Origin of the sequence: Yokenella regensburgei (genome assembly GCF_051486985.1) — a bacterium.
In the GTDB taxonomy this organism is placed as follows: domain Bacteria; phylum Pseudomonadota; class Gammaproteobacteria; order Enterobacterales; family Enterobacteriaceae; genus CBFFRJ01.
Window position 1 is genome coordinate 1 of the sequence record NZ_JAHVDV010000052.1, and the last position, 19357, is coordinate 19357.

The following is a 19357-nucleotide window of genomic DNA, read 5'->3' on the forward strand; positions in this document are numbered from 1 at the left end:
TCCGCGTCAAGCCGGAAGGGTGTGGAGAGGTGCTGCTGAAGGGAAAAGGTGACGACGGCGATGGCACGCGGGGGGAGCCCCTCCACGTCAAGGGTAAAGCGAAGGCCTTCCTGAGACATACATTCCTCCGTGACCAGTCACGCTACCGCCGGGGAAAACCGGGGTTTCTCCTGCGTACAGCGGGCACAGTGTTCCTGATATGAGAAGGAATCATTGCAGACGGCATGAAAGTGGCGAAGCGAAAACCCGTCAGAAGAGCAGAATTCGGAATCTATAAAGGGCGAGAGGAAGTAGCACAAGAAAGGACCGGGATTTGTGGCTATCTCTGGCCTCCGCCTGTTCCGGGTACCGGATTAAAATCCCAGGCGAGGCAGAAAAGATGCCCGGCGCCTGGCCGGGCAGTTTTATCAGAACGAGTAAGACACACTGCCTACAATGCTGCGCTCGGCACCAAAGTAGCAATAGGACAGAGAGTTACAGGAAGCCACATAGCGCTTATCAAACAGGTTGTTGACGTTGACCTGCGCACTCAGCCCCTTCAGCCCGACATAGCTCAGATCGTAGCCCACCACCGCATCCATCAGCGTGTATGACGGCAGCGTGTGGGTGTTCTGGCGATCGGACGTTATCCCATTCACATAGCGCACCCCGGAGCCCACCGTCAGACCATTCAGCGGGCCGCTCTTCACATCGTAGCTCAGCCAGGCGCTGGCCTGATTACGCGGCGCGTAGACCGCGCGCTTGCCCTGCTCTTCCGGGCTGCTCTTTTTATAACGGATATCGGTGTAGGTATAGGCCGCCTGCAAACGGACGTTCTCGGTCAGCTGACCCACCGCTTCCAGCTCCACACCCTCAGACTCAATTTCGCCAATGGAGCGGTAGGGGTCGGTCGGCTCCTCTTTGGTGGCAATGTTTTCCTGATTGATACGGAACACGGAGGCGCTGTACATCGCCTGCATCCCTTCCGGTTCATACTTCAGCCCGGCTTCCCACTGTTTGCCCTTCATCGGCTGGAGGATCTTGCCGAATTCGTCAGTAAAGCTGGTTGGCGTGAAGGCCGTTGAGTAGCTGACATAAGGCGCAAAACCGTTATCGAAGAGATAGAGCAGCGCCGCACGGCTGCTGAAGTGGCCTTTGTCCAGCGTGTCGCTGGTGTCGTTCAGCTTGTTGACGTTGGTCACTTTCACCTGGTCATGACGACCACCAAGAGTCAGACGCCAGTTGTCGAGCGACATCTGATCCTGCACATAAATACCGGTCTGCTCAAGCTTGTGCTTCTCACGGCTGTACATAGTGATGTAGTCCGGGTCTGCGCCATACACCGGGTGGAAGGCATCAATCGTCGGGAAGCCGCCGTAATAACCGGTGGTGTTGTTGCTGCGGCGCTGATAATCCACGCCCAGCAGTACACGGTGGTTCACAATCCCGGTTTCGATGTTGCCATCGACCTGGTTGTCCAGGGTCAGCGCATTCATCTTCTCATCGGAACCGGAGTAGCCGCGGTTCAGCTCAGTGTCGTTCAGCCAGCCCGCCGCATACACCTGATTCAGGTTCACTTTGGTCTGCAGATAGCGCAGCTTCTGACGCACCGACCAGCCGCTTTCAAAGGCGTGCTCAACGTTATAACCGACCATGTTTTCACGGCGATCGTAGTTGTCGTAATCGTCTTCGCCTTCAAAGAAGGTGTTGGAGATTTTTTTGCCTGCGTGCGGGACCACGGTGCCTTCATACGGCAGACCGGAGTGGCTGCCGCCCTCTGGATCACGATGCAGATAGGCCATCACGTCCAGGCGCGTCCTGTCGGTAATGCGCCAGGTCAGGCTCGGCATGATCGCATAACGCTCTTCTTTAAGATGGTCAAACTGGGAGTCCGCATAGCGGGTCATCCCGCTCAGGCGCACCGCAACGCGATCATCATCATCGACCGGGCCGGTCACATCAAACGCGGCACCGCGCTGGTTATTGTTGCCGGCAAAGAGTTTGACCTGACCGCCTGGGTCAAAAGAAGGTTTGCGCGAGTTCAGCGCCACAATACCGCCGGGAGAAGAGCGGCCATACAGCACCGAGGCCGGGCCACGCACCACTTCCACGCTGTCGAGGAACCAGGGGTCAACCACCAGCGAGCTGTGCGAGTTGGTGTCGCCCATCATTTTCAGACCATCGAGATAGATGTTATCCAGGCTGCCGTCGGAAAAGCCCCGCATCACGATGTAATCAAAACGGTTAGAGGCGCCAATCTGGTTGGCGTAGACGCCCGGCGTGTAGCTCACGGCCTGGCGGACGCTGGTCGCCCCTTGCTCTTCAAACTGCTGGCGCGTAACAATGGAAACAGACTGCGGCGTTTCGATATCCGGCGTCTCCAGTTTGGTCGCCCCACTCTGCATCTGCGATGTCACCACCAGCGTATCGTTCTTTGCAGGCGCAGTGGATGCCTCTTCTGCATGAGCCATCAGGCTCATTCCACCGGTGATACAGCCAATCAGTAATGCCAGCCGCGTTTTTGCGAACATGTAACTCTCCAGAAGCCATTATTATTGTAAATAAGAATTATTACCCTTTTGAACGCAGCAATAGCTATGCGCAATGCCAGGACGCGTATGCGTGGTGCCAAACTGCATTTACACGGGGAATAAGGGTCTATGTAACGTGATATCCCGGCAACACCGCCGGGTTATTCAGGCAGGCGGGCATCGCTTGGCGCGAAGCCATAACGACGCCGAAACGCGGTGGAAAAGTTGGTTGCATGCTGATACCCGGATCGCCAGGCCGCCTGCTGCACGCTGTACCCCTGCGCGAGATAACGACGTGCCTGCTCAAGCCGGCAGTCACGAAGATAATCAAAGACCGAATGTCCGTAGGCCTGGCGGAATTTTACCCGCAGGCTGCTGCTGCTCATCGCCGCCAGTTGAGCAAGCCCCGGGAGGGTGTACTCTTTTTCAGGCTGGCTTTCGAGCAGGCGGCGAACGGTCTCCAGGCGATGGTGCTCGCTGGCAGGAAAGGCAGAACGCGCCACTGGATTCGCCATACGATGCGCAAGCCCGTGCCCGAGCAGTTGCAACATCACCCCTTCAAGCATTATCTGGCGCGCGAGTCCGGCCATGCCGGACTGCTGCGTATGCTGCAACCCGGCTATCATAAAGTCCGGCACCTGCCATAAAAACGTGGGGGCACCGGTGCTTTCCCACTGCTGGAGCAACGCCGAAACGAGCGGGGACTGCCAGGCGTTTTGCGGATCAACGCCGAGTGAAAACGTACGCAAATGGCGATCTGCCTGATGCACCGCATTCATCACCTGCTGTTCATCCAGGCGGCAGGTAAACGCCATGCCGGAACGGACCACAAACTCCTGACCGTTCACCCGCAACATCACGCACCCTTCGAGTACCACCAGCATATAGAGCGGACAGGCATGCAGTGAGGTCGTCTCATAGGGTTGCATAACCCGGATGTCAGAGCGGGTCAGGTTGAGGCCAGAGGAGAGTGCGATTTCTTCCACATCGCCCTGAATGACAATCTGCTTTTCTTTCGTCACGCTCCGGCCTGCCGTCAGTGAAGGGAAGCGATAGTCGATGCCGTAGCGTTCGCCAAACACGATAAAATCTTCTACAGAAAAGTGTTTCTTTTGCATTGCAAACCGTTGCGATCGTTTCAGCATTTCAGAAAACGGACGTTAAGACACGCTACACCTTAGCATCGCCGTCAGGGCGCGGCAATAATACTGAGAACCATTCTCACTCGCAACACTTACGCAGGGTGGCCCCATGACGCAGAGGATATCCTCCTCCTTAAATGCTTTTGTGGTTACAAAATAGAATGCGGGTTTTAATCCCCCGCATTTTTACCCTATTAAAAGTGCGTGTTTTGTATAAAGGTTTAAAACGCCCATTAAAAACGTGCCCGTCTTCAAACTTTTCTGCCCCTTATTATCTTTAGTAAACACTTTGTGAGATTAATCGCGGATATTATTTAATTTCTCTCTATTTTTATTACACCCTTAACGCCAGAGGATGATGTAATGACATTAAGATTGATTTACCGCCTCATTGCCCTGGGCGGTCTCAACGCTTGGTATAACCTCGACCCACGCATTACCAACGACTTCCCTCGTTAATTCTCCGCTGCCTGTAATCCATTAAAAAAATCTTACTCAACACGACGTTGAGGGATATTTTTTGCGCGCATATCTTCGCCAGAAATATCAAGACGTCGCACGGCACGCTTTTGGAGAAATTATTATGAAACGCATCCCTGAACCTTTCCGCATTAAAATGGTTGAGAATATCCGCATGACCACCTGGGACGATCGCGTCAAAGCATTGGCCGAGGCCGGATATAACCCCTTCCTGCTTAACAGTGAAGATGTCTATATTGACCTGCTGACCGACTCCGGCACCGGCGCGATGAGCGACCGCCAGTGGGCAGGGTTGATGATGGGTGATGAAGCCTACGCGGGTTCGCGTAACTACCAGAATTTATGCGCAAAAGTGAAAGAGATCATCGGCTATCCGTTTACCATCCCGACTCACCAGGGGCGCGGTGCGGAACAGATCCTCTTCCCTTCCCTGATTGCCCGCTGCAAATCGAAAAAGCCGGTGTTTATCTCCAACTTCCATTTCGACACTACGGCCGCACATGTGGAGCTGAACGGGGCGAAGGCCATCAACGTGGTGACGCCAAAAGCCTTCGACACCACCTCGTGGTACGACTGGAAAGGCAACTTTGATATCGACCAGTTGAAAGCGACCATCGCCGAGCACGGCGCGGAGAACGTGGCGGCCATCGTCACCACCGTGACCTGCAACAGTTCCGGCGGCCAGCCGATTTCGCTCTCAAACATGCGTGAGGTTTACCAGATAGCGAAAAGCCATAAGATCCCGGTGGTGATTGACTCCGCCCGTTTCTGCGAAAACGCCTGGTTTATCAAGCAGCGTGAGGAGGGTTGTGCGGACCGCTCCATCAAAGAGATCATCCGCGAGATGTACACCTATGGCGACATGCTCACCATGTCGGCGAAGAAAGATCCGCTGGTGAACATTGGTGGGCTGTGCTGCTTCCGCGACGATGAAGATCTCTTTAACGAAGTGCGTATCCGCTGCGTACCGATGGAAGGCTTCGTCACCTATGGCGGCCTGGCGGGGCGTGATATGGAAGCGCTGGCTATTGGCCTTGAAGAGGGCACTAATGAAGATTACCTCACCTACCGCATTGCGCAGGTAGAGTATCTCGGCGAGCGTCTGCGTGAAGGCGGCATCCCGATCCAGTACCCGACCGGCGGCCACGCGGTGTTTGTTGATGCCAAACTCCTGTTGCCGCACATTCCGGCTGAGCAGTTCCCGGCCCATGCGCTGAACAACGAACTCTACCTGGAAGCGGGTATTCGCAGCGTTGAGATCGGCTCTTTATTGCTGGGTCGTGACCCGACCACCGGCGTGCAAAAACCGTCACCGATGGAACTGCTGCGCCTGACCATCCCGCGCCGTGTCTACACCAACGACCATATGGACTATATCGCTGACTCGCTGATTGCGGTGAAGGAACGCGCGTCGTCCATTAAAGGGCTGACCTTCACCTATGAACCGCCAGTGCTGCGCCACTTTGTGGCCCGCCTGAAACCGGTGGAATAAAGCACTATCAGACGCGTCCGCAACGGGCGCGTCTTTCCGATGTCACGCCAGAATAAAGACAGGTCGCCCGTCAGGGCGATGCGAAATATGACGTCTATGGAAACGTACTATGGCTACTCTATCGGTAACAAATAAAGCGCCTTCACTCGTTGGCGGCGCAATGATTATTGGTGGCACCATTATTGGCGCAGGCATGTTTTCTTTACCGGTTGTCATGTCTGGATCATGGTTTTTCTGMTCACTGCTCGCATTGGTTTTTACCTGGTTTTGTATGCTGCATTCAGGATTAATGATCCTTGAAGCCAACCTGAATTATCATATCGGGGCCAGTTTCGACACCATTACGAAAGATTTACTCGGCAACCGCTGGAATATTATTAATGGTCTGACGGTCGCTTTCGTTTTATATATTTTGACTTACGCGTATATCTCCGCCAGCGGCTCCGTTATTCATCATACCTTCGCGCAGATGAATATTACCTTCCCGGCACGGATTGGCGGGGTACTATTTGCTTTAGTCGTCGCGTTTATTGTCTGGTTAAGTACCCGGGCGGTCAGCCGGATGACCACCATTGTGCTCGGCGCCAAAATCCTCACTTTCTTTATGAGCTTTGGCGGGCTTATCTGGCATGTGCAGCCTGCGGTACTGCTGAACACTGCTGAAGTGAATCCGAGCTACCTGCCCTACATCATTATGACCCTGCCGTTTTGCCTGGCCTCTTTTGGCTACCACGGTAACGTGCCCAGCCTGATGAAATACTACGGTAAGGATCCGCTCACCATCCGCCGCTGTCTGTTGCTCGGCACGCTGATGGCGTTGATCCTCTACATTTTCTGGCTGGTGGGAACAATGGGCAATATCCCGCGCCCGGCGTTTATCGACATCGCGGAGAAAGGCGGCAATATTGATGTGCTGGTGCAGGCGTTAAGTGGCGTGCTGAACAGCCGGGGACTGGATTTACTGCTGACGGTGTTCTCGAACTTCGCCGTGGCCAGTTCGTTCCTTGGCGTGACCCTGGGGCTGTTTGATTATCTGGCGGATCTGTTCAAATTTGACGACAGCCCCAAAGGTCGCTTTAAGACCGCGCTGGTGACGTTCCTGCCGCCGATAGTCGGTGGGCTGGTGTGGCCCAACGGATTTATCTATGCAATTGGTTTTGCGGGTCTTGCCGCCACCGTATGGGCGGCGATTGTGCCTGCGCTGCTGGCGAGCGCGTCACGTAAACGCTTTGGCAGCCCGCACTATCGGGTGTGGGGCGGCAAGGCGATGATTATTTTGATTTTGTGTTTCGGGGCGGGTAACGCGCTTATTCACGTACTGTCGAGTTTTAATTTGCTGCCGGTGTACAGGTAGGTTCTGTGACATAAAACCAGGCACTGGCGATCCCCTCTCCTCTTTGGGGAGAGGGGATCGCCAGTAATATTGCTTTTTACAGCGATAACACTACGCAATGAGAATACAAAAGTAACAGCGATGACAGGGTCCGGCTGAAAATCGATGAGGCGCTGGAGGCTGACCGGGGCCGCCCGCAGGGAAGCGGGCGAAGGGGATAGCCTGCAAGAACGCAGGCTGGTCCCCGATCCGAAAGTCAGACGACATAAGACGACAGAATTGCCGGGAGCAATTTTGAATAGCGCCTGCGCCAGCCCCGAAGGGGTGAGCCCCAGGGATGGGGCGAATAATGCCGCGAAGCGGCGATTTTCCTGGCCGGGAGCCCGGGTCGCCAGGGTGGTGGCGATGAGCCACCCTGGCACGTTCACGGATTCTGGCGCTACACAAAAGCAAGGAGCATAAGGTGAACGTAATGACCACCAGAGCCGCATTTTCCCCCTCACCCTAACCCTCTCCCTCAAGGGAGAGGGGACCGTCCGTGCTCGCATTTTTGTAGGGATTTCACCACCTGATCGAGCAAATGTTCTTACTCGTCGAAATACCAGTAGCCCTGGTTCACCAACGCAGTGAGTTCAGCGATAAAGGTCGGATTATTTATCGCCTCGCCCAGCTCCGCTTTACCGATGAGCAGATGCTGGCACAGGGCTTCTGCTGCTTTTGGCGCAACGGTCTCAAAGCGCTCGCTGTTGACGAAGAAGCCATCGCCGACCTGTAGCACGCGCAGGCCGCCCAGGCGGGTCAGCACCTCGCCATCCATCAACGCATCCCGCACTTCCTGCGGCTCATAGGGCGGCTCTGCCGGGGCGATGTCCAGCTCGTGACGTGGCGTGGTAATAAAGCGACCAAACCACTGTTTGAACGTTTCCGGCTGGTTGATCATCGCGATCATCATGCCGCGCACGCGCTCCAGTTCGTACTCTTCGATCCGGCCCGGATTGTCGCGGCTGACAAGATCCGGATCGGTATAGTGATCGCCACCCAGATCGTTATCCACTGCGTAATCCGCAAAGCTGCTGATAAGATCGCGGCCGTTGGGCCCACGAAAACCGATGGAGTAGTTAAAAGCGGTCTGATGGGTGATACCGTCGTGCGGGAATCCCGGCGGAATATAAAGAATGTCGCCGGGTTCGAGATCTTCATCAATGATCGGCGTGAACGGCTCAACGTGCAGCAGCGCCGGATGCGGGCAGAACTCACGCAGCGGCAGTTTATCGCCCACGCGCCAGCGACGGCTGCCCATCCCCTGAATGATAAAAACATCATACCAGTCGATATGCGGCCCTACACCACCACCCGGTACGGAGAAGGAGATCATCAGATCGTCAAAACGCCACTCCGGGATGGCACGAAAGGGTTTAACCAGTTCAGCTGACGGCGTATGCCAGTGGTTTACCGCCTGCGCCAGCAGCGACCAACCGGTTTCACCCAGACCGTCAAAGTGCTCGAACGGGCCATTGCTTGCCTGCCATTCGCCATTGAAATGGCTGACAAGGCGGCTGTCGACTTCCGCTTCCATTGCCAGACCTGCCAGTTCATCCGGCGTAATAGGATCGACGAAGTTCGCAAACGCGTTTTTCAATACAACCGGCTTTTTCTGCCAGTATTTCTCTAAAAATTCAGGCCAGTTAAGGTCTAGTTGGTAAGCCATGTGGTCACACCCGTGGAAAGATAAGCGGGCGTGATTATGCGAGGGATTGGCAGATGTAACCTTGTCGGTGGTCAAGGGGATCAAGCAAAACAGGACGTCGCATTGTCACGCTACACTCTATCCAACCCGTTTTGCATAACTGAAAAGGAAAAAGATCATGCAGCCTGCTTTTAACTGGATCAACGAACCGACTACGTGGCGTCATGAAGAGGGTCAGCTTTCGGTAGTCACGGATGGGCACACCGATTTCTGGCGTAAAACCTGGTACGGCTTCGAACGCTTTTCCGGTCATATCTATGCGACGGAAACCGGTGAAGATTTCACGTTCCAGACAAAAATCTGTGCTGATTTTACCACCCTCTATGACCAGGCCGGGATCATGCTGGTGAAAGATGAGCAGCACTGGTTAAAAGCGGGTATTGAGTTTAACGATGGCGCTCCCGCCATTGGCAGCGTGCTGACGCTGGGCCATTCCGACTGGGCAACCGGCATTTTTCAGGGCAATGCCGGTGCATTCTGGATGCGCCTCACCCGCAAAGGGGATGCGCTGCGCCTGCAATATTCTGCTGACGGCGTGAGCTGGCCCTTGCTTCGCCTTTGCCCCTTCCCTGCGGGTAAGGTGCAGATTGGCGTGATGTGCTGCACGCCAGAGCGTCAGGGGCTGGCGGTTAACTTCCATGACATCAGGCTCACGCCCGCGCTGGAAAAGGATCTCCACGATTTAAGCTAAGCCAGCGGCATCAGTAAGGTGCAATGCGTAACCCGCCGCCCGCCGTCGACAGGACGCTGAACTCCGCGGTCACTAAATGGTAATTGCTGGGGTCTGGCGTTTCGATATCGTAAGCGAGCGTGTAACGCTGGCCCGGCATAAAAAGGTAGCCAAACAGCGGCAGGCAGGTTCCAGGCGGGGCATACACCGGCTGATTGTGGAACAGGCGAACCTGCTTCTCGCCGCTGCTACTGTAAAACTGAATACCGATAATTTTCTCGTCAGGCTTAACGGGCGATACCACGCAAACCGCGTTGTGCTTTATGGCCACCAGCGCAGGAACCCGTGATACCACTTTGTCACCCGGTCCCGGACAGCCGGTTAATAAAACTGCAGCCAGTACCACGCCATGCCTCAGCATATTCCCTCCGGGCCCCGGATAATTTTTTGATAAAGGGCAGGTATGTCCCTCAGGTTATCCTTACCGCGATATTTTCCTGGTTTCCCCGCCATCTGATAAAACTGCCAGGTGCTGATGCCATACGTCACAATTAACCAGTAATCCGCCAGAATAGACGCCTGCTGCTCAAGGGAGTAGTCGGTGAGTTTTTGCTTATCCAGTCGGTAGTCATACTCTGCCGCCCAGCTAAATAATCCCCGCGTTCTGACCCACTGCCCGTGCTGGTGCTGCCACACATGGCCTAACTCATGAATAAAAAGATGCTTGTCCTGAATATAGACGTGGGTGGCGGCAAAATCCTCTTTATAGTGCTGCTCCCGAAACCACATTTCGCCATTCGGCGTCATCGCATAGCAACTGCACTGCATACCGAAGGGTAAATAGCTGTCGCAGTGCACCCAGACGTGCCCGTAGTGGATGGCCTCGCCAAAAACCCGGCGCGCCATAGCAATTTCTCCGAGCGTCAGAAGGCGCAATCTGCCTTCGTGACCGTGTACGCTCATCATTCATCCGTTGCGTTTGTTTTTACCCCATCGTGAAACCATTCGTATGATGAATCAATTCGGGATAGTCCTGGTTTTTGCAGGGATTTAAATGAAGCACGTGTGACTGCCAGAGGGTGTCAGTCGCCGCCCTTACACTGCCCCATCGGGTAGGCGTTACGGCCTTTTTTTTGTATCATCGTCCCTGCCTTTTTGACCCTCAATGGAATGCCCCCCGGAGTAAATGCGAATGCTTAAAGATTTACAGAAACAGAATGAATCCATTACTCCCAACAGCGCCTTTCTGAATGAACTGCACGCGAAGCTGCCTGAATTTTTCACGCCGGATGAATACGATGAAAACGGCAATCTGCTTGCCAAAGGCAGCTTTGACCTGGCGAAATTTCAGCGCGCGCTCAAAGAACGCAATATTGAGGAGTTGAGCAGCGGTTACCAGCTTGATTTCATTGGCAAAGACTATGCAAAAAAACAGGCCGGTGAAAAATCCACGACGGTGATAGTCCCGGACAACGAACACAACGGGCAGCCAGAAAACAGTAACAGCCAAAACCTGTTCCTGACCGGCGACAACCTTGAGGTGCTGCGCCATCTGCAAAATAATTATCACAACGCCGTCGACATTATCTATATCGACCCGCCCTACAACACCGGTTCCGACGGCTTTGTTTACCCGGATACCTTCGAGTACAGCGACCAGGCGCTGCAGGCGATGTTTGGCCTTAATGACCAGGAGCTGGCCCGCCTGAAATCCATTCAGGGTAAAGCGACCCACGCCGCCTGGCTGACCTTTATGTACCCGCGCCTGTGGCTGGCAAAACGTGTACTGCGTGATTCCGGCGTCATCTTTATTCATATCGATGAGAACGAGCACGCTAACCTTAAGCTGCTGTGCAATGAGATATTTGGCGAGTCCAATGATTTAGGCGAAATCGTCTGGGATAAACGTAACCCCAAAGGTGACGCCACGGGTATTTCCCAGCAGCATGAGGTCATTCTGACCTACTGCAAAAACAGCGAAGCCTTTAAAGCGGTCAACAGCCTGAAGCGGCCGAAAGAGAATGCCGCCCGCATGCTTGAGAAAGTCGACTCTTTAATTAAAAAGCACAACGGCATTACCGACGCCGTGCGTAAAGAATATAAAGAGTGGATCGCCCAGCAAAACTTCAGCGGCGGCGAAAAGGCCTATAACCAGATTGATGATAACGGTGATATTTTCCGTCCCGTCTCGATGGCGTGGCCGAACAAGAAAAAAGCGCCGGATGATTATTTCATTCCACTCATCCACCCGGTGACCGGTAAGCCCTGCCCGCTGCCGGAGCGCGGCTGGCGTAACCCGTCCGCCACCATGAAAGAGCTACAGGAAAAAGGGCTCATTCTGTTTGGCAAAGATGACACCACCCAGCCGAACCGTAAGTACATTCTCAAAGAGAATATGTACGAGAACGTGCCGTCACTGTTCTATTTTGGCGGCAGCGACGATACCCTGCTCTCCGCGCTGGATATTCACTTTGATAACCCAAAACCGGTCAGCCTGGTGAAACGGATGCTTAACTCCATTCAGGGCATAAAAAATGGGGTGATTCTGGACTTCTTTGCAGGCTCCGGCACCACGGCCCATGCGGTAATGGAATTAAATGCCGAAAGCGGCAGTCAGCACCATTTTATTACCGTACAGCTGGCAGAACCCATCCGGGATGATAATGCCGCACACGCGCTGGGATTTACCTCCATTGACCAGATGAGCCGTGAACGAATTAAACGTGCCGCGCGTAAAATTCGCACTGATATACCGGCCACTGAGGCAGATCTTGGCTTCAAACATTATCGTTTCGTCACCCCGGTGCAGCAGACGCTCGATGATTTAGACAGCTTCGACATCGCTACCGGCAATTTCATGACCACCAGGGGCCAGCTCACGGCTTTCAGTGAATCCGGCTTCGACAATATGATCACCCCCTTCTCCGCTCAGGGTCTGGGGCTTTCCGGCAAGACCAGCGGCGAAGAGACCATTCTCACCACCTGGCTGGTCGCAGACGGTTACACGCTGGACGTGGATGCGCAAAAGCTGGCGTTCGCAGGTTACACCGCCACCTATGTGGAGGGCACACGCCTCTATTTAATTGAAGAGAAATGGCGTGCGGCGCAGACCCGCGAGCTATTGAACCAGATTGGCACCCATCAACTGGCGGTGCAGACGGTGGTGGTTTACGGCTATTCGTTTGATCTCGAATCCCTTCGCGAACTGGAGCTGGGCTTAAAACAGCTCGATCAGAAAGTGAACCTGGTGAAGCGTTACTGAGGCGGATGAAATGAAAATTTTATTGGAAGAACTGCCGCACCAGCAACAGGCACTTGAGGCGATACTCAATCATTTTTCCGGTATTGATGGCACGGTATCTGACCACGATAATTTCGCCAATCCACTGATTAACGGCCGCTATGAAGATAACACTCATATCGACGTAAAAATGGAAACCGGCACCGGGAAAACCTACGTTTATACCCGCCTGATGTATGAACTGCATCGCCGTTATGGGCTGTTTAAATTTGTGCTCGTCGTGCCAACACCTGCCATAAAGGAAGGGGCGCGCAACTTTATTACCAGCGACTATGCCCGCCAGCACTTTTCCCAGTTTTATGAAAACACACGCATTGAGCTGTCGACCATTAACGCGGGTGATTTCAGGACGAAATCCGGACGTAAAAATTTCCCCGTCCAGCTACTGAATTTCACCGACGCCAGCCGCAGTAATACTCATACCATTCAGGTGCTGCTGATTAATGCCCAGATGCTGAACTCGGTGAGCATGACGCGCAATGATTATGACCAGACGTTATTAGGTGGACTGACCTCGCCCATTGAGGGTCTGCAAATGACCCGCCCGGTGGTGATTATGGATGAGCCGCACCGCTTCGCCCGTGATAACAAATTTTACAAAGCCGTCGAGTCGATTAAGCCGCAGATGATTGTGCGCTTTGGTGCCACCTTCCCGGAAATTGAAGAGGGGAAAGGCAAAAATAAGGTGGTGCGTAAAGACTATTACCGTCGCCAACCGCAATTTGACCTCAACGCGGTGGACAGCTTCAACGGCGGGCTGGTGAAAGGCATCGATATTTATTACCCCAATCTCAGCGAAGCGCAGGCGCAAAACCGCTATATCGTCGACAGCATTAGCGCGAAAAAACTGACCCTTAAACAGGGAAGCCGCTATTTCGACATTGGCGTGGGCGATAACCTGGCCGAGGTGGATGCCGGGTTTGAGGGCAATATTGAATATGCAGGCAGCAAAATGCTGTCGAACGATCTGGAGCTGGAAACCGGTATGGCGCTGGTGCCTGGCACCTTTAACGCCAGCTACCAGGCGCTGATTATTCAGGATGCCATCGACAAACATTTCGATGCCGAGCAGGCCAATTTCCTGCGCGGCAATGAGCAGGAAAACAACGCGCCACGTATTAAATCCCTCAGCCTGTTTTTTATTGACAGCATCAAGAGCTACCGCGATGACGAAGGCTGGTTAAAGCTGACCTTTGAACGATTATTACGTAACAAGCTGACGGCGCTAATCAGCGAATACGAGCCGAAGACGTTGCCGCGTGAAGTGGATTATTTGTCCTTCCTGCGCGCCACCCTCGCCAGCCTTAATTCCGACGAACAGAACGTGCACGCCGGCTATTTTGGTGAGGACCGGGGCAGCGGCGACGAAGCCATTCAGGCGGAAGTCGACGATATTCTCAAAAATAAAGAGAAGCTACTCAGCTTTAAAGACCATCACGGTAACTGGGAGACCCGCCGTTTCCTCTTTTCCAAATGGACACTGCGCGAAGGCTGGGATAATCCGAACGTCTTTGTCATCGCTAAACTGCGCACCTCCGGCAGTGAAGCGAGCAAAATTCAGGAAGTGGGCCGTGGCCTGCGTTTGCCGGTGGATGAAAACGGTCACCGCGTGCAGCAGGAAGAGTGGCCTTCGCGGCTGGCGTTTCTGATTGGTTATGATGAAAAAGCCTTTGCCCGTACTCTGGTCGACGAGATTAATCGCGACAGTAAGATTCAGCTTAATGAGCACAAACTTGACGAGGCGATGATCCAATTGATTGTCACCGAACGTCAGAAGGTGAACCCGACGTATAACGAAGAGACGTTGCTTAACGAGCTGGATGAGAAAGGCCTTATCAAACGCAATAACGACTTCCATGATGCAGTAACCATCGATGGCGTCACCCAAAGCGGATTTGCGTGGCTACTGCACTATTATGCCGAGCTGGATCAGGCACGCGTGCGGGCCGACCGCATTCAGGAGAACAAACCGGCATCCAAACTGCGCGTGAAGCTGCGCAAGGAGAACTGGGAAAAACTTAAAGACGTCTGGCTGCACTTCTCCCGCCGCTATATGTTGCAGTTCGAGCGCATCCCGGACTCGCTCTCGCAGATTGCGGACACGGTAATGGGTAACGCCGACCTCTACAGCCGTGAGAAGCCGAACCAGACACGCCAGACGCTGCGTATGGGCGAAGGTAATAAGATGATGGTTGCGGAGCGCGAGGGCGACTACGACGCGCATCACTACCTGCCGGGTCTGCCCTACGGTCAGTTCCTTAAGCAACTGGTACTGCATACCAGCCTGCCGGTAAAGCAACTCCACCCGCGGCTGATGGCGATGCTGCGCGACACCTTTAAAGGCGACGCGCGCTACCTGAGCCAGGCAAGTCTGGACAACCTGGTGCGCGAGTTTAAGCAGCGCTTCGACGAACGCTTTGCTCAGCATTACGTGTACGAACCGCTGGCGTTCCAGGCCTCCACGTCGATTTTCGACAGTGAACGTCAGGCGTTTAAAGAGGCGGTGACCGCCGAACTTCTCGGTAAGGCCACCGATCATAGTGCCATCGACGACCCGCGTTATCTCTATGAACTGCCGCCGCTGCGCTACGACAGCACCGACCCGGAGCTGGCGCTGCTCAAGCATAACTACCCGGCCAAAGTGACCGTGTTTGGTAAGCTGCCAAAGCGGGCGATTCAGGTGCCGAAATACACCGGCGGCACCACGACGCCTGACTTTGTCTACCTGATTGAGCGCGAGGATGCGACCAGCGTCTACCTGCTGGTGGAGACCAAGGCGGAGAATATGCGCATTGGCGACCAGGCGATTGTCGAGGTGCAGCGTAAGTTTTTCGATATGCTCAAGGAAAAGGCCGTGAATGTGGAGTTTGCGGAAGCGACCAGCGCGCAGGCGGTGTATGAGAAGATTAAGGGGTTGATGGGGGAGTAAATATCTACCGTATGGAAAAATAGACGGACAGACTCGTTCCGTTCACTCCGCGTTAATGGCACGTCAGCGTAACAAACTTCCGTGCGACCCGTTCCCCCTCACCCCAGCCCTCTCCCCGTTGGGGCGAGGGGGAAAACCGTGCCCCTTTGCAGGTTCAGCAGGAATGGCAGTGACCGTTTCGGCATATTCAGCAGGACTGGAAGTGAACGTAACACACCTCAGAGCCACCCGTTTCCCCTCACACCACCCTCTCCCCTGTAGGGCGAGGGAGAAAGGCGCGCCGCCGCCCTCTTCAGCCTCAGTAATTCGAGTTCTGGAAATCAGCCAGTGACACGATTTTTGTCTGCGTGACGTTGAAATCCGTGTCGTAATAGTAGAGTTTGATTTGCGACGGATCGTCAAAAAATGTCGGCGCTTTATGGCGCACATTATAGGCAATCATAAAGCCCAACCCGGCTCTTACGCAGACGTTATTTATCAGCCGGAAGTTGGGGTAATCGACCGGGTACGGGCTCCAGTCATTTAGCGATTTGAACGAGCGTTTGAGTTCAAGAATGGCAACCATCTTGCGGTTGTCGATACGCACCAGGTCTATATCACTTACCGTAATGTTGCCCAGCGATGCGCGTTGCCATTTATGGTACGCACTGCTCTCTTTGTCATTGATAGCTTTGGCAAAGTTGTCGGAATTTACCGGCACGCCACGTTCGGCAAAGAGTGCTTTGAGCTGCGGCAACGTGATGTCCTGCTGAGTTTCGGCATTGAGGTGAAGCCTGACCCTCTCAATCTCATCAACACTGTCGTCAAACTCAATACGCACGCTGGGAAGGTTTGCCCAGCGGGAGAGGACCGCCACTACCGCCAGCACTCTGTTATCTTCCAGCCAGGATTTACCGTGGGCAAAAACGAGTAATTTAGGATCGGAGTTGTGATCGCCATAAACCAGAATCCAGGCATTTCCGACCGTCCAGCAGTAATGCGGCGTGTGGCCAAGATGGTCATAGATGGCGTTCGAATTGTAATAGCTCATGCTCCATTCCTTTCCAAAACGAGGGCTTACGCAGTATACCGCCCTCCTCTCGTGAATAAACCCCTTCCTCCCCCCACCTGATGTAGTTGGGAAGGTGGCCGCAGAATAGTTTTTTCCGAACGGTAATTTTTAGAGCTTAAATGCGACGATTGAGAATTATCTCAATCAGTAACTTTGGTGAGCTGCTGTCAGCGCAGTAACAAGGCGGCAAGCTCATCTTCTTCGCTATAGAAATATGCCAGTGGTACATCCAGCGCCTGCGCAAGCTGATGTACCACCTCTATGCTTGCCTGATGAACGCCCTTCTCATATCTGTTAATACGTGTGATGGCGACGAACTCGTCTATCCCGGCCAGGATGCCAAGCTGTTTCTGCGAGAGTTTCTTTGCCTGACGCGCTGATTTCAGGCGTTTACAAAAGATCTGTTGGTAATTTGCGGAGTCATTCATAGCTACAATAGTCGTAGCTTTTTATCGCTTCCTATACTACGAGAAATGTATTTAGCACACCGCTATTCTAAGAATGACTTATTGCATCGTTTTACAGGATTGCAGGGTGGCGATCGCGAAACTACGTAATATGTAGCTATAAGGATGCAAAATGAGCTACGAATAACGTAGTATTTTACTATTAGTTCATCACATTACAGAAACCGTCAGGAGGGAATCATGACTAAAGACTGGCATAAAGCCGACATCATCGCGGTGTGTTAATCAATGGGGAGCAGGTCAGCCCATTATTATCAACGAAGAACTCATGGACATATTTCTTATCATTTAACCCATAATTGATCACATAGGTGCGATTACTCTGCCATTTAACCTCTATACAATCATCAGGATAAGAATGATTTAATTTATTATAACCAGAGCTAACCACTGTTTGTATTTTACCCTCTTCACTTACATCAACAGTGTAGTAATTCAACACATCTTTCTTATCCAGACTAAAACAGAGATGATCGCCATTGATAAACGTAGCTCTTGGATGTGGTGCAGGATTACCGCCAGGGCAGCCGGAAAGAACGAAAATTACAGGTAGAATAGTTAATCTCTTCATACTGGAAATCCTTGCATCACATTTAAGTATCTTTGAATTAATGAATAATCAGATTCCGGACTGCCCCCACGATAGTAGACAAATTCTGTCTTCACGAGGAGGCCTGTTCGAAGTCCTCCGGACTGACGGCGTCGAGATGACTGTGGTGCCGGGCCCGGTTATAGAAGACTTCAATGTAACCGAAGATATCGGCCCGGGCCAGCTCCCGGTTTTTGTATATTCTTTTCCTGATGCGTTCTATTTTCAGTGAACTGAAGAACGATTCGGCCACCGCATTATCCCAGTAGCTGCCACGCCGCCTCATACTGGGTGCCAGATTATTTGCCCGGGTAACGGTAAACTGCCGCTGCACGCGATTAGGGGTAACAACGGAAGGTTTGCCGGCGATACGGCGTGGTGTTTTATAGCCGCGCACGGCTTTGATCCGGTTCATTTGCATAATACGACCCACCCGGTTTTTGCCGCAGGTTTCCCCGATTTCGTTCAGATCGCCATGAACCTGGCGGTAACCGTTTACGCCTCCGTTCAGTTCAGCACGGAAACCAACGCCCGACAATACAATCCGGTAACCGGGCGAAATGTGTTACTTGATGTTCCCGGTGCTCGTATCAATCCTGAATGAAACCTGAGAACGGGTAACAAGTGGGACAACATCTTGTGGCAGGTCTACCACAAATGCACTGACGACGCGGTCAGAATCTACCTGTAGAAAATAAAGTTAAGCGGCGCGGTGAAGCTAAAGCTCGCCAACATTTCTCATTAATTGCTCGATCTCCGATACGCTCTTTTAAACTGGCTTCGCCTGCCCCTCTATGAGACCGCCGCGAATTCTGCACAAATTTACACATCTTTTAATAAAAAACGCGCCAGAAGTTTTCTGGCCCCGTTTTAGAGCTTAATATGTTAACTATCATCGTCTCACACTAATTATTCGCCTGAAAATTAATGTGTGGAAAATGTGTATCACCCTTTGCCTCATAGACGATGGAATTACTGAACGAGAAAACTTTGCCGCTGTATTTAATATTGATGTTATCCCCATCAGCACTCACATTCGCAGCACTACCCGCAGCAACCAGGAATGGAACCTGTTTTGAAAGGCTGGCGGATACATTACCTTCCAGCTTTCCGGATAAGTAATATCGATAAGAATCAGCCACCGTAGCCCCACCAGTTGAATCTTCCGTAACATAAAGCCAGGTGCTGTCGGTAATTTGTTGCGCACTCACCAGTTTATCTTTTGCTCTGTTATTACCACCTGAATTGATCATCACAAAACCAATAACAATGATCAGTAAGATGGCTGTCAGTGCACGATGAAACCACTTAATAGCCGTTTTCAATGGCATACTTGACCCCTTTCCTTATCCAATACTGATCCAGTGGATCATCACCGTAAGGTGCATCATTATACCATCTACTCCATTCTGGACTCGACGTTCCAGCACGACTTTGAATCGCCACGGGTTTAACAGACACCTCGGAGTCATTTAAGATGACTTAAAGAGAGGTGCCCATGAGCGGTAAACGTTATCCCGAAGAGTTTAAAATTGAAGCAGTCAAACAGGTTATTGATCGCGGTCATTCTGTTTCCAGTGTTGCAACACGTCTCGATATCACCACCCACAGCCTTTACGCCTGGATAAAGAAGTACGGTCCGGACT

At 52.8% G+C, this 19357-nt stretch carries 16 protein-coding genes and 1 pseudogene; 7 read left to right on the forward strand and 10 right to left on the reverse strand.

The annotated features are described in order from the left end of the window. Positions 1–407: 407 nt before the first annotated feature. A complete protein-coding gene (gene foxA, locus KXR87_RS22525; protein WP_437434422.1) occupies positions 408–2510 on the reverse strand; it encodes a ferrioxamine B receptor FoxA in 2103 nt (700 codons plus the stop codon). A gap of 161 nt (positions 2511–2671) precedes the next feature. Further along, on the reverse strand, positions 2672–3628 hold the full coding sequence (locus tag KXR87_RS22530) for a helix-turn-helix transcriptional regulator (RefSeq protein ID WP_437434423.1): 957 nt from the start codon (positions 3626–3628) through the stop codon (positions 2672–2674). Between the two features lie 387 nt (positions 3629–4015). On the opposite strand from KXR87_RS22530, the gene tnaC reads away from it, so the two are divergent. The 3 genes from tnaC to mtr all read left to right on the forward strand — a co-directional run bounded on the left by tnaC (position 4016) and on the right by mtr (position 6978). Next, entirely contained in the window at positions 4016–4111 is a 96-nt protein-coding gene (gene tnaC / locus KXR87_RS22535; protein ID WP_437434424.1) for a tryptophanase leader peptide, read from the forward strand. A gap of 124 nt (positions 4112–4235) precedes the next feature. Further along, positions 4236–5624 (forward strand): tryptophanase, encoded by a 1389-nt coding sequence (gene tnaA, locus KXR87_RS22540; protein WP_437434425.1) that lies wholly within the window; start codon positions 4236–4238, stop codon positions 5622–5624. A 109-nt stretch (positions 5625–5733) separates the two neighbouring features. Then, complete coding sequence (mtr, locus tag KXR87_RS22545) at positions 5734–6978, forward strand: tryptophan permease (RefSeq protein WP_437434426.1); 1245 nt, start codon at positions 5734–5736, stop codon at positions 6976–6978. 565 nt (positions 6979–7543) lie between these two features. Here mtr and KXR87_RS22550 read toward each other — a convergent pair. Next, on the reverse strand, positions 7544–8665 hold the full coding sequence (locus tag KXR87_RS22550; RefSeq protein ID WP_437434427.1) for a JmjC domain-containing protein: 1122 nt from the start codon (positions 8663–8665) through the stop codon (positions 7544–7546). 157 nt (positions 8666–8822) lie between these two features. On the opposite strand from KXR87_RS22550, the gene KXR87_RS22555 reads away from it, so the two are divergent. Continuing rightward, positions 8823–9395: a DUF1349 domain-containing protein gene (locus KXR87_RS22555; protein ID WP_437434428.1), complete on the forward strand. Its 573-nt coding sequence runs from the start codon at positions 8823–8825 to the stop codon at positions 9393–9395. A 10-nt stretch (positions 9396–9405) separates the two neighbouring features. Here KXR87_RS22555 and KXR87_RS22560 read toward each other — a convergent pair whose 3' ends face one another. Beyond that, positions 9406–9795 (reverse strand): putative T6SS immunity periplasmic lipoprotein, encoded by a 390-nt coding sequence (locus tag KXR87_RS22560; RefSeq protein WP_437434429.1) that lies wholly within the window; start codon positions 9793–9795, stop codon positions 9406–9408. Continuing rightward, positions 9789–10337, reverse strand: a complete 549-nt coding sequence (locus KXR87_RS22565) for a type IV secretion protein Rhs (protein WP_437434436.1) — start codon at positions 10335–10337, stop codon at positions 9789–9791. Before KXR87_RS22565 ends, KXR87_RS22560 begins: the two co-directional genes overlap by 7 nt. Before the next feature lie 229 nt (positions 10338–10566). Between KXR87_RS22565 and KXR87_RS22570 the strand changes: the two genes are divergently transcribed. Together KXR87_RS22570 and KXR87_RS22575 are read left to right on the forward strand one after the other, a co-directional pair. After that, entirely contained in the window at positions 10567–12636 is a 2070-nt protein-coding gene (locus KXR87_RS22570; protein ID WP_437434430.1) for a site-specific DNA-methyltransferase, read from the forward strand. Positions 12637–12646: 10 nt separating this feature from the next. Continuing rightward, positions 12647–15604 carry a type III restriction-modification system endonuclease gene (locus KXR87_RS22575; protein WP_437434431.1) on the forward strand — a complete coding sequence of 986 codons (2958 nt, stop codon included), beginning with the start codon at positions 12647–12649 and terminating at the stop codon, positions 15602–15604. Positions 15605–15902: 298 nt separating this feature from the next. On the opposite strand, the gene KXR87_RS22580 is transcribed toward KXR87_RS22575, so the two are convergent. The 5 genes and pseudogenes from KXR87_RS22580 to KXR87_RS22600 form a co-directional block, all read right to left on the reverse strand. After that, complete coding sequence (locus tag KXR87_RS22580) at positions 15903–16634, reverse strand: hypothetical protein (protein WP_437434432.1); 732 nt, start codon at positions 16632–16634, stop codon at positions 15903–15905. 188 nt (positions 16635–16822) lie between these two features. Next, the gene (locus KXR87_RS22585; RefSeq protein ID WP_437434433.1) at positions 16823–17083 is read right to left on the reverse strand and encodes a helix-turn-helix domain-containing protein; all 261 of its coding nucleotides are present in this window, start codon (positions 17081–17083) and stop codon (positions 16823–16825) included. Positions 17084–17330: 247 nt separating this feature from the next. Beyond that, complete coding sequence (locus KXR87_RS22590) at positions 17331–17693, reverse strand: putative T6SS immunity periplasmic lipoprotein (protein WP_437434434.1); 363 nt, start codon at positions 17691–17693, stop codon at positions 17331–17333. Between the two features lie 91 nt (positions 17694–17784). Further along, positions 17785–18222: pseudogene (locus KXR87_RS22595) on the reverse strand (IS3 family transposase); the annotation flags it as partial. Positions 18223–18616: 394 nt separating this feature from the next. Beyond that, on the reverse strand, positions 18617–19042 hold the full coding sequence (locus tag KXR87_RS22600; protein WP_437434435.1) for a hypothetical protein: 426 nt from the start codon (positions 19040–19042) through the stop codon (positions 18617–18619). A 167-nt stretch (positions 19043–19209) separates the two neighbouring features. Between KXR87_RS22600 and KXR87_RS22605 the strand changes: the two genes are divergently transcribed. Beyond that, positions 19210–19357: transposase (locus tag KXR87_RS22605; RefSeq protein WP_437434437.1), on the forward strand; the 148-nt coding region annotated here is incomplete at its 3' end.

Bases quoted from the DNA above. Each gene is read 5' to 3' on its own strand.
- foxA (WP_437434422.1), bottom strand. From the start codon at position 2,510: ATGTTCGCAAAAACGCGGCTGGCATTACTGATTGGCTGTATCACCGGT.
- KXR87_RS22555 (WP_437434428.1), top strand. From the start codon at position 8,823: ATGCAGCCTGCTTTTAACTGGATCAACGAACCGACTACGTGGCGTCAT.
- KXR87_RS22600 (WP_437434435.1), bottom strand. From the start codon at position 19,042: ATGCCATTGAAAACGGCTATTAAGTGGTTTCATCGTGCACTGACAGCC.
- KXR87_RS22530 (WP_437434423.1), bottom strand. From the start codon at position 3,628: ATGCAAAAGAAACACTTTTCTGTAGAAGATTTTATCGTGTTTGGCGAA.
- KXR87_RS22575 (WP_437434431.1), top strand. From the start codon at position 12,647: ATGAAAATTTTATTGGAAGAACTGCCGCACCAGCAACAGGCACTTGAG.
- KXR87_RS22570 (WP_437434430.1), top strand. From the start codon at position 10,567: ATGCTTAAAGATTTACAGAAACAGAATGAATCCATTACTCCCAACAGC.
- tnaC (WP_437434424.1), top strand. From the start codon at position 4,016: ATGACATTAAGATTGATTTACCGCCTCATTGCCCTGGGCGGTCTCAAC.
- KXR87_RS22565 (WP_437434436.1), bottom strand. From the start codon at position 10,337: ATGAGCGTACACGGTCACGAAGGCAGATTGCGCCTTCTGACGCTCGGA.
- KXR87_RS22560 (WP_437434429.1), bottom strand. From the start codon at position 9,795: ATGCTGAGGCATGGCGTGGTACTGGCTGCAGTTTTATTAACCGGCTGT.
- KXR87_RS22580 (WP_437434432.1), bottom strand. From the start codon at position 16,634: ATGAGCTATTACAATTCGAACGCCATCTATGACCATCTTGGCCACACG.
- KXR87_RS22550 (WP_437434427.1), bottom strand. From the start codon at position 8,665: ATGGCTTACCAACTAGACCTTAACTGGCCTGAATTTTTAGAGAAATAC.
- KXR87_RS22585 (WP_437434433.1), bottom strand. From the start codon at position 17,083: ATGAATGACTCCGCAAATTACCAACAGATCTTTTGTAAACGCCTGAAA.
- KXR87_RS22590 (WP_437434434.1), bottom strand. From the start codon at position 17,693: ATGAAGAGATTAACTATTCTACCTGTAATTTTCGTTCTTTCCGGCTGC.
- tnaA (WP_437434425.1), top strand. From the start codon at position 4,236: ATGAAACGCATCCCTGAACCTTTCCGCATTAAAATGGTTGAGAATATC.